Origin of the sequence: Acinetobacter sp. UBA3025, assembly GCF_002367915.1 — a bacterium.
GTDB lineage: Bacteria > Pseudomonadota > Gammaproteobacteria > Pseudomonadales > Moraxellaceae > Acinetobacter.
Genome location: NZ_DFDO01000261.1, coordinates 1 through 10429, shown reverse-complemented (window position 1 = coordinate 10429; position 10429 = coordinate 1). Strand labels below are relative to the sequence as shown.

Annotated in this window: 7 protein-coding genes and 3 pseudogenes; 4 read left to right on the top strand and 6 right to left on the bottom strand. The window is 36.3% G+C overall.

Features of this window, described 5'->3' with window-relative positions; genetic code table 11:
- The 3 genes and pseudogenes from B4J23_RS11035 to B4J23_RS11025 all read right to left on the bottom strand — a co-directional run.
- Nucleotides 1-240, bottom strand: a 240-nt coding sequence (locus B4J23_RS11035; RefSeq protein WP_252719419.1) for a transposase, incomplete at its 3' end; no start/stop codon positions are given.
- 50 nt (nt 241-290) lie between these two features.
- A pseudogene (locus B4J23_RS11030) lies at nt 291-404 on the bottom strand (transposase); the annotation flags it as partial.
- 15 nt (nt 405-419) lie between these two features.
- A pseudogene (locus B4J23_RS11025) lies at nt 420-581 on the bottom strand (transposase-like zinc-binding domain-containing protein); the annotation flags it as partial.
- A 70-nt stretch (nt 582-651) separates the two neighbouring features.
- Here B4J23_RS11025 and B4J23_RS11020 point away from each other — a divergent pair.
- Nucleotides 652-732, top strand: a pseudogene (locus tag B4J23_RS11020) (type II toxin-antitoxin system RelE/ParE family toxin); the annotation flags it as partial.
- Between the two features lie 87 nt (nt 733-819).
- On the opposite strand, the gene B4J23_RS11015 reads toward B4J23_RS11020, so the two are convergent.
- A complete protein-coding gene (locus B4J23_RS11015; protein WP_166137095.1) occupies nt 820-1503 on the bottom strand; it encodes an LrgB family protein in 684 nt (227 codons plus the stop codon).
- 2 nt (nt 1504-1505) lie between these two features.
- Nucleotides 1506-1949: a CidA/LrgA family protein gene (locus tag B4J23_RS11010; RefSeq protein ID WP_180052751.1), complete on the bottom strand. Its 444-nt coding sequence runs from the start codon at nt 1947-1949 to the stop codon at nt 1506-1508.
- Between the two features lie 102 nt (nt 1950-2051).
- Here B4J23_RS11010 and B4J23_RS11005 point away from each other — a divergent pair, with 102 nt between their 5' ends.
- The 3 genes from B4J23_RS11005 to B4J23_RS10995 all read left to right on the top strand — a co-directional run bounded on the left by B4J23_RS11005 (nt 2052) and on the right by B4J23_RS10995 (nt 8848).
- A complete protein-coding gene (locus tag B4J23_RS11005) occupies nt 2052-2951 on the top strand; it encodes a LysR family transcriptional regulator (protein ID WP_291360610.1) in 900 nt (299 codons plus the stop codon).
- Nucleotides 2952-3128: 177 nt separating this feature from the next.
- Nucleotides 3129-3800, top strand: coding sequence for a hypothetical protein (locus tag B4J23_RS11000; protein WP_291360608.1), 672 nt, complete (start codon nt 3129-3131; stop codon nt 3798-3800).
- Complete coding sequence (locus B4J23_RS10995; protein WP_291360606.1) at nt 3797-8848, top strand: tyrosine-type recombinase/integrase; 5052 nt, start codon at nt 3797-3799, stop codon at nt 8846-8848. Before B4J23_RS11000 ends, B4J23_RS10995 begins: the two co-directional genes overlap by 4 nt.
- Before the next feature lie 254 nt (nt 8849-9102).
- On the opposite strand, the gene B4J23_RS10990 is transcribed toward B4J23_RS10995, so the two are convergent.
- Nucleotides 9103-10407 (bottom strand): RNA-guided endonuclease InsQ/TnpB family protein, encoded by a 1305-nt coding sequence (locus B4J23_RS10990; protein ID WP_291360614.1) that lies wholly within the window; start codon nt 10405-10407, stop codon nt 9103-9105.
- Between the last annotated feature and the right edge of the window lie 22 nt (nt 10408-10429).

The following is a 10429-nucleotide window of genomic DNA, read 5'->3' as shown; positions in this document are numbered from 1 at the left end:
TTCTTTAATTTCACGTTCCATTTGCTTCATTTTTTCTTGATCAGATATCTGTTGTACTTTAATAGGATTTTGCTGATCTAAATGCTTTTGATGCCAGGCACGAAGTGTTTCAGGAGTACAACCAATCTTAGGCGCAATTGCTGTGATTGCAGCCCAAGTAGAAGGATAATCTTTTTCAGATTCAATCAATAATTGAACCGCTCTTTCTCTGATTTCAGGGGTATATTTTAATTTTGTCATCGGGATAGTCTCTCAGAATATTGACTCTCCGACAAACCCGGTACGGTTCAATGGGTGGTGGTCCCTAAACGTGCAGCAACTTCAGCTACACTATGACCTTTCTCAGTAACTTGCTTTACTGCTTCAATTTTGAATTCTTCAGGGGTATATTTGGGTTCTTTCATCGGAACACTACAATTTATACCAGAATGACAACCTCGATAACTAAGAGCATGATCACCAATAAACTGACGCTTGCAGTTTTTGCATTGATAGTTTTGCTTGCCATATATTTTGAGGCCATTTTTCTTTACACCCTCACTTAGACAGGTTGGACATTTGATTTCTAGTGTTATTTGCATCTCACTATCTTATCAAAAGCCAACCTGTTTTTTTCAGCATACTTTTTGAAACACCACCGAAGATGATTAGGTTGTTATCTTGCTGAATACCGTTGGAAAACGAGCTGATAGCATAGTTTATGACGAAGCGAAAAAGCGAATTAAAGACTAAAATGAGAGGTATAAGCTCGCATTTTTGCATTCATATAATCACCACTATGTTGAATGTAGCTAAATTCCTTAATACGACAGAACCAAACTATACAAGCAGATGAACCAGAAAAGGACCTACCAAAACCATAAAAATACCAGCAAGTACCATTGTTAAGCTGGCAATCACCCCTTCTTCTTTATCACGACTATAGGCTTTAGTCGTTCCAAATCCATGTGCTGCGTTGCCCAAAGATGCACCCATGACAAAATGAGATTTTAACGGTAAGGCGCCTAGCACAATATCACCAATGATCATACCTATAACACCAGTAATCATGGTAAACAAAATAACCAGTTCGACAGAGCCACCTATATGACTGCTCAACTCCATTGCAAAAGGTGTCGAAATGGAACGCGCCATTAAGCTGTAGGTTGTTGACTGATCAAAATTAAACAGCTTAGCCAAATAAAATGAACTGATCATTCCTGCTAGCATCCCCATCACCACGCCCATACTGATAGAAAGTAGATGTGTTTTGATTATTTCACGGTATTCATAAATTGGAATGGCAAAGGCGACTGTTGCAGGGCCTAACATCCAGACAATCCATTGGTTATCTTGCATATACGTATCATAGGATATATTCAAAGATAAGATTAAAATAATCAGAAGGATAGGGGGTAGTATCGCTGGTGATAAAATCAGATAAGGATATTTTTGATGGATTTTTTTTACGACAGTATAAAAAAGTAAAGTTGAAATCAGACAAACAATGGCGATTAAAGTCATAATTATTTTCCATCCTGATCTATATTACGCAGAGATTGGGAGCGATTATTCTTGATTTTATTTTCAAACTGAAAGCCAAGATGTACACTATATGCTGTAACCACCATGACACAAATGGTGCCCAGAATAACAGCAAAGACTAATTGCCAGCCTTCTGTTAAAAAAAGATGTTTATATTTAATTAGTCCAACAAAACAGGGAATAAAGAATAAAACCAACTCACCTAAAATAAAATCGGAGCCACTCTTGATCCATTCGAGTTTAAAAAATCCAGTCAATAAACCTGTTAAAACAATAAAAAGCCCGATCACTGCACCCGATACTGGAAGTTTAAATAAGGATTGAAGTATGCTGCCAATCCACCAGAAAGCAAGTAATAAACTGATTTGCAAAATGATTTTACTGATATATTTAAATCGGGTCGGATGTTCGATTTGTACAGGCATTGATATCACAGCTTGATTTTGAAGATAAGGTAAATTTTATATGCTGTACATATGCGAAATCATGAATAATTTTATAAATATTATTCTATATTGGAATAATTTATGGATCTAAAATCACTTAAAATTTTTGTTGAAACTGTTAATAGCCAGAGTTTTAGTTTAGCTGCAGTACGCTTGTTTATGACGCAACCGACTTTAAGCAAGATCATTAAAAGCTTAGAAGAAGAGTTGGGAACAGCACTATTTAAAAAAGGTGAAGCAGGAAGAAAACGTGAAGTCGTACTGACTTATACAGGTGAACTGATTTATCAGCATGCATTAAACATGCTGTCAGAACATGAAAAAATTTATAACACGATTGAGCAAGTTAAGTTACTTAAAAAGGGTAAACTGACTTTAGGTTTACCACCATTAGGTTCTGTCTTATTTAGTTCACTTATTGCCTTATTTCATAAGCAACATCCGGATATACAGCTTAGTTTTTTAGAGGTAGGCTCAAATAGTATTGAGGAAGCAATTGCAGATAAACGTATTGATGTTGGTATTTTACTTGGTAATATTCGACCGACTTTTGCGTCAATCCCAGTTGTTGATTCAACAATGTGCTTACTATCCATAAAAGATTCACAGTGGAGAAATAGGAAAACTGTCAATTTGATTGAATTAAAAGAAGAATCCTTTCTATTATTTTCTGATACCTTTACTTTGAATAGTATGATTATTAAAGCAGCAAATACAGTAGGTTTTGAACCTAAAGTTGTTTGTAAAAGCAGTCAATGGGACTTTATTGCAAAAATGGTTGAATCAAATATGGGAATCGCATTACTTCCTCAAATATATTGCCAGCAATTAGATCAGGAAAAATTCAACACTGCCGTATTGGAAAATCCAGGTTTAAATTGGACTTTAAGTATGGCCTGGAATACGACTATAGCAATGAGTCCTGCAACTAGAGCATGGCTAAATATTGTAAAAGATCATAAACAGAAAATTCACTTTTAGTTCAATGCTTTTACAACCAGTTTTTGATTTAGTATAAAAACAAAGTTAGTAAATAAATCATATAAATCAAATATTTTTTTATTAAATATAAAATCTATTTGAAATAATTTTGTTAGTTTTGGGACTGTGTTATTCTATTATTGTAACGCTAAAAATAATTTACCTGTGCAGAAAAAAATGATGACACCATTGCTCATTGATGCATTAACAATATCTGAAGGTAGGTTTGAAAAACCATGCCCAGTTTTAGTTTTGAAAATGATGTTACTCAATGAGGAAATGAGCAGTGAGTCTTCAAAAAAAAATAAAAATCAAGCCTTACTACTGCTCGCGATATATCGTAAGTTACTGCTTGCTGTCGATAGGGATTTATGTAAGGTAAAAACTCTAAAGGATAGTGTGAAAAGAAGGCACTGGGGTAAAGTGGATAAAGCACAGGACAAGATGGTGGTTGCAGGCCAACTTCGACTAAAGAGTTTAGATCCAGAAGAAATGATTTTATTTTTAAATACACAGCATTTTTTGAAAAAGCTGCCGATTTCCTTTGTTCAAGAATTGGTTAATTGGGCATCACCGGTGGTGAGTGGTAATTTTTTAATCGAAAATGTTTTAGCTGGTTATATCGCCCAGAAGCTTTTGCCATTAGAAAGAATTAAAGTGAAAGAGCTTGGAAAATCTGTGCAACCATATTTTCATTTAGCTGACTTTTTTGTATTTTTACCTCAATTGGAGGAACTTTATCAAAAACATCAGCAGCAAATTGTTTGTGCGGCACCAACTGCAGAAGTTGCTTTAGCCTTAACAGACTGGAAGAAGGCATGGGTCTATCGTATTCGGAGTAGTTCATGAATGAGTATTTGGTGCAGCTCCTAGAATGTATTAATCAGAATGAAAATATAGAAAAAGAACAACTGATCCAAGCCTTATTTTTGTTGCGTGCACACTATAGCTTAGCTGGCATTGTTGTCATTTGTCAGCGAATCTTCACATTGATTGGGGATGATGAATTATCAGAATTTCGTGATGAGCTTAATACGTTAAAGATCATTAGTAGATTACAGGATTCTGAGAAGAAATATTCACATTTCTTCTCAGAAACAACAGATAGAAATAATATACTTACGCCATTACGCCCCTACACTGGAGACAGTGGTATTTGTGACTTGCTATTGATTAAAGCAGGAATAAGTCAAAATAATGAGAGTTTTAATACGGTAATAAGGTGGTTTTTAGACCAAATCTTTCACTTTCAAAAAAAAGTACATACTCTAGAGCTTTATAGTAGTTATTTAACGGGTGATGGAAGCATAAAGCTGAAAGATCAAAAAGGATCTCGTGTGTACAATGCCTTTTTAGCGATTAGGCTGTTGGGTGATCCAAGTCATGAGGATATTTTAGAACGAGTCAAAGACTTAATCACTCAAAACGGACCGGAACAATGGATTCGTTCAATGTCCGATCGTTCTGAAGATAAACGATTTAAAGAAGTTTTTTATCCATTAAAGCTATTTTTATCCCAAATTTGGGAAAACAATCCTCTAAAAAATAAGAAGAAACGTCCAGAGTTTGTACACTGTATAGGGTTAAAGCACAAAAAATTGATCCTGCAACGATATGGTTCATTAAGTATTGCTATCCAACCTTTAGAGGATGTAGATGAAATTCATCGTGGTCTAGTCTCTGATGTATTTGAGCATGATGAGATTGAAGAAGATGAAACACCATTGGAGCCCTTGTTTAGATTTTTTTTGGCAGAACAATCCGATTTAATTCGAGGGCTTTATGCATCTAAGTCTACTTCTCAACATATTGAAGCTGCAAATGTTGGTTTAGTTTGGACCAAATCGCGATTGTCCTTAAATTCAATTCAAGAAGTATTTAGGCTCTGTCAACCATCTCATACTGATGCCAGCTTAATCTTACGCGCAAAATTAGCTTTAATATTGAGTTTACTCACAGGACGTTCGGTTACTGAATTAACAGCGCCTCGTTTTAGTCGAAATGCAGATCAGAATAATATTGCTATTCAGTATGATCATACTTTATCTGCATATGTATTAAGTGTGTTTGCAGGGACACCGACACTCAAAAAAAAACCAGAACATTCTAAATTTCATGTGCCATGGACCAATGAATTACATTTGGTTTTACCAAGTGAACTCAATGATTTGGTGAGTCAAGTCAAAAATCTTGGGATTACAAGACGTCATATGGCAGTTGAACGTGACGTGAGTGAACTGATTAACCGTTTACCTCAAGAGCTAGAAATCAGCCTCAAAAGCATTCGAGATATTCTTCCACGGTTGTTATATGATCATAGCCAAGGTGATTTAGCTGTCGTTAAAGCAGTGACGAATGCATCAGGTCGAAATTATGATAACTTGATTCATTATGCCTCTTTTGAACAGAGGCAACTTGAGCAATTATGGGCTGATTGTTTAAGAACGATAAAAATTGATATTCCTCAATACATACACACTTCAAGTGAACGCGTGGGTAGCCCGATTGGAATAAAGATTGTTGAAATACAAAATGAAATTACACGAATAAAAAACAGAATAAATCAGGCTTATGAACAGAAAAATTGGCAGGTGCTCTTTGATAACTTAACCTTGTATACAGCATTATGGATGAATCTTGCAACTGCAGGACGAGGAATTAAGCAACCCTTTCCAAAGTGGATCAGTCAGCAAGGCTGGGCATTGATTCAAGATAAACATCATCAAGATGAATCAACCGATCGTTATGTACCATTGACGCCAGCGTTGATCAAACAGATTCAAGGTTTACGTGGTTTGATGGTAATGCTGGGGGAGCAAGTTGAACCACGTGTTGATTTATCATCTTATGCTATGCAACTTTGTGATCCTCATCAGATTGAAGGTTTAGTTAGAAATTGGGCACGGAAGTTGGTTCGCTCTGATCATAATCAGTTACCTGGACGGTTCAAGGATGCTGGACTTGGGCACTGGATACGGGGGCGTCATCCATGGGATATGTTATCTGTATTTCCTGTATCAGTTTTTAAACAACAGTGGCTTGATGTACAAGAAAACCTGCAAAAACAATTAGGTTTCGAATGTCTTGAAGGTTTTGATTTTTTTAAAATCAAGCATATTCCAACATTTGTTTTAACCCAAGAGACTAAAACAGCTCAAGTAGAGACGAAGCCGAGAATACAATATTCAGAAAATGATGTAAAAGAATGGCTGAAAAACTCAGAGTATAAGTCCTATTGTCCGTTGATCTTTGGGGAAAATCCTGAGCCACAAGTAGCTTTAGAGCTTGGACATGTATTAGCTTCCCATTTAGCTAAAAATACAAACATTGATTTGCCAGAAGCGATCAAGGCATATTGTGCTTATATTCGCGATAAAAAGAAAATTCCTTTATTCGTTCAACTTCCTCAAAAAGCTAATCGTACATGGCTGACATCTGAAAATAGTTTTAGTACATGGGGTTATATTGAACAAAACTTACTTGATTTTATTCAGAAGGATTTAGAACATTTACCTGAACATCAAAATTGTGATGTTGAAATAGGACGTTTGCTGGTTGTACTCTCCATGTATTCACAACTGTGCAGAGTGAGCCATTTACAAGCGATGTTGGAGTTTATTGCTTCTGATCAACATATAGTCGCTATGGGGAATAGTCGGCTCGTTGAACTGACAGTGAATAATGATAGATCTGTGACGAAGATACGCCGTACAGTACTGTTAAGTCCTTATGTCTCGACGTTGATTTTAGTAGGCCGACAGTATCTACAGCCCCGATTAAAAGAGATTTTAGCACAGCCAAGAAATCAACAAAGAACGGCTTGGCAAAAGTGTTTTAATACATATTTAAAACAAATAGGGGTTAAGTCAACTCTATCGTTAGCTCAATGGTTGAAAGCTTTACAGCAAAATGTGATGTTAAATAGCACTCCGCTGATTGCAGGTTATATATCAGGCCAAGTCCTGACTGAAGATCTTTCAATAAATGAATTATTACGCTTATTCGAATATGAAAAATTAACCACAAATTTAGATAGCACTGAGCCAGAAAGTGAAATAGAAATAGACGATGAGCAACTCCATTTGTCTGATATTTTAGCGATGATTCAGCAACTAAAAGGTGAATCTAGATCAAGCATTTGGCTTAAACAGCTTGCCAATAATGAAACGAATCACTACTCAGTCAATTTATTAACGTGCTTTGTGCGATGGCTGATTTTACGCTGTGATGCAGAAGAGTTAAGTCTACAGAATCGAAATATGATTCATCTACATTTGGCCATCGTCAGTGCAGGTATATTGGGGTTTTCAGAAGATTTAACAAAAGATAGCCAGATTAATGAAGATGTATTTCAAAAATGGATGGAGTTGACGCAAGAGCATTTTCCACACCGCAAGCATCTCGCTGCGTGGAATCGCTTTAGAGATTTTTTAATTCAGTTAAATGATAATCGTATAAAGTTACACAAGCGTACAGCGCATCAAGCAAGTGCTAAAGTTTTTTCAAAAAATGAAGTGCAGCAGATCGTTCAAATATTACAATCTGTAGAATCTGGGGTGAATGATGCTGCTTTACGTCTAGAGATTCAGCGTCATTTTCGTTTATCTGCAGCGATGGGTGTACGCCGTTCAGAGACACTTCATTTACGGCCCTTAGATATTGATGAGGATATGCTCCGAATTCGTCCTTATGGTGAGCATCAGTTAAAAACACTTGGATCAGAACGTGTTGTTCCGATGAATTTATTAAGTCAGACGATTCAAAATGGATTAAATGATATTTATAAGAATAAAAAATATTCGATATTAATGTCTGATGAGAATAGTGAGCATAGGCCTTTTTTTGCTCAAATATCTCAAATATTAAAGAAAGTCACTGGAGATGTTGATCTCAGCTTACATCATTTAAGACATACGTTTGCAAGTACATATACTTTAAAGTGTTTGCAAACAGTGGTGGATTTTAAAGCGCTCACGATAGAATTGCCATGGCTACAAAATTGGATGCCATCGAATGAGCAATTTAATACGCTAGTAGGCAATGAAGGACAGGTTGGGCAAGGGATTAAGGCGATTAGTCGAGTGCTTGGACATTTACATGAATCGACAACATTAAAGCATTATGTTCATATCTTATTTCTGGCTACTTATGCCTATAGCATGCAACAACAGCAACCCAATTTACATACTGCATTTTTTAAGCGAGTCATGAGTCGGAGTAATTTATTCAGGCATTTCCAAGCGATTCATCAACAGAATGGTAATCTAAAATATGAGTTGAGAGACACCATCGAAAAATATGTACTCAAAAAAAGACAAAGTCAGAGGTGGGTCATCTATGCTCAAAAAAGAGGGAATTCGACTGGAAAAGTAATTAAACACGAATTATTTCAAAAGTTTGAAGATATTGAGCGGTATCTTATTTCTGGGCAGGGGCAGCCACGATTAGATATTGAGTCCTGGAAGAAAGCTTTAATTATGATGGCAAACATTCCGTCAGGTAAACGTGGTTCAAATATAGGAAGACATCCATTATCGACACAAGGAAAGTTAGCACGTTTGCCTGAATTACTCAGTGCTGTAGATTTTAATTCTGCACAAGAGATTTTAGAGCGATTTGATTATTTAGAACAAAACCAATCAGAAACTTATAATTGGTTAATAAAAAAATGGTTGTATGAAAGTAATGTAACAAAAGTATTGATGCATTTTACGGCAGAGGATGAACCTATGCTTTCAATCCTTACAGAACATCAGTTTTTTCCGATAGTGATGAAATATAATAAATATGATTATTTTAGAATTATGTCTCAACAAGCGTCATTAAGCGCCGTGCGATGGGTACTAGCATGGTTGAGTGTACGATATTTGGTGATTAGAGATCATATCAGAATTTAAGTAAATATGACTTACGCACGCTTTATTACATAAAGTTTTGAAAGACAGCGCTACCCTAATTGAGCTAAATTCAAGTGACAATTTGGGTATAAGTGCAGCCAAATTCTGTGAATTTGTTCAAGACAGCTACGTGTGCATAAATATCATTTACCTGACTACATCATACCTTGCATTTAATATGCTGCTAGAAGCCGTTTGACATACTCCCACCACTTTCACGATGTTCAAGTGGGGGATTCTAAAAGCAAAAGCTCTTAGGTGACTTCCTCACGGATTTCACTTGCTTTCTGCTTCACAGGGCGATCTTTACCGCATCTTCCCTCGACAGACAAAACGGTGTGTCCCACCGCTAAAATGTTGCGAGAAGCATTAATATCTGCATTCTCGCTAAAGCCACACTCGACACAACTAAAGTTTGCCTGAGTGAGCCTATTTTCTTTTGCAACGTGACCACATGAACTACAAGTCTGACTTGTATATTTAGGGTCAACTTTAACGAGTAAACCACCTCGCCATTGCTGTTTGTACACCAACATATTAACAAGCATTGACCAACCTTGATCCAGGATTGATTTATTTAAGCCGGACCTGGCTTTAACATTCTTTCCTTTTTTCTCGATTGAGCCTTTCGCTGACTTCGACATATTGGCTACTTTTAAGTCCTCAACTACGATCATTGCGTGGTTTTTGCTGAGCGTTGTGGTGACTTTGTGCAAGTAGTCATGCCGAATATTGGCAATATGATGGTGTAATGTATTGATCTTGAGATTCAGCTTTTTCCAATTTTGACTGAACTTGTTTTTCTTTCTCAGCTTGCGCTGAAGCCTAGCCAACTTTACTTGATTGGCCTTGAAACTATTGATCGGGTCGAATACTTGACCACTAGACGTTGTAATTAACTTTTTAATACCTAAATCAATGCCAATGGCTGATTTCGATGGATGGACTGGTGCTTCTACCGTATTTTCAGCACCAAATGACACATACCATTTCCCGACATGCTTGGAGATTGTGACGTTCTTAATCTCACCCACAATATTTTGTGATTTTCTGAATTTCACAACGCCAATGTCATTAGGTAACTTAACTTGGTTGCCTTTAACCCAACAGTATCTATTGAATTGAACAATACGAATGGAATCACAGCCATTAGATTTCTTTTTGAATCGTGGCATGAGTGGTCTAAGTTGGACTTCACGACCATCAGGCAATTTAAAGAATCTTGGTTTTTTGGCTTTAAATGGTTTTTGCTTTAACTTGGCTTGTTCTTTCGGGTCAAAGAACTTCCCCCAGGCATCACCAAGATCACGCACTTTTTGTTGAAGTGAAACGCCATTTGAACTATTTTCTAGAAAAGCATACTCAGGTTTTTTTCGTAATTCAGGAATTTTATTGACTAAATTAACTTTGTTGATTCGCTCATTATTAGCAAGCATCTCGAACGATACAGCTAAAATTTGATTCCAAACAAAACGTGCAGAGCCAAGCAACTTGTTTAAAACAAGCTCCTGCTCTGCATTAGGCTCAAGCCTAAATTTATACGCTTTGTTGATTTTCATAAATGAGTATGTATGTGTTAAT

Excerpts from the sequence above, each read along its gene's own strand:
- B4J23_RS11015 (WP_166137095.1), bottom strand. The coding sequence starts at position 1,503 with ATGACTTTAATCGCCATTGTTTGTCTGATTTCAACTTTACTTTTTTAT.
- B4J23_RS11010 (WP_180052751.1), bottom strand. The coding sequence starts at position 1,949 with ATGCCTGTACAAATCGAACATCCGACCCGATTTAAATATATCAGTAAA.
- B4J23_RS11005 (WP_291360610.1), top strand. The coding sequence starts at position 2,052 with ATGGATCTAAAATCACTTAAAATTTTTGTTGAAACTGTTAATAGCCAG.
- B4J23_RS11000 (WP_291360608.1), top strand. The coding sequence starts at position 3,129 with ATGATGACACCATTGCTCATTGATGCATTAACAATATCTGAAGGTAGG.
- B4J23_RS10995 (WP_291360606.1), top strand. The coding sequence starts at position 3,797 with ATGAATGAGTATTTGGTGCAGCTCCTAGAATGTATTAATCAGAATGAA.
- B4J23_RS10990 (WP_291360614.1), bottom strand. The coding sequence starts at position 10,407 with ATGAAAATCAACAAAGCGTATAAATTTAGGCTTGAGCCTAATGCAGAG.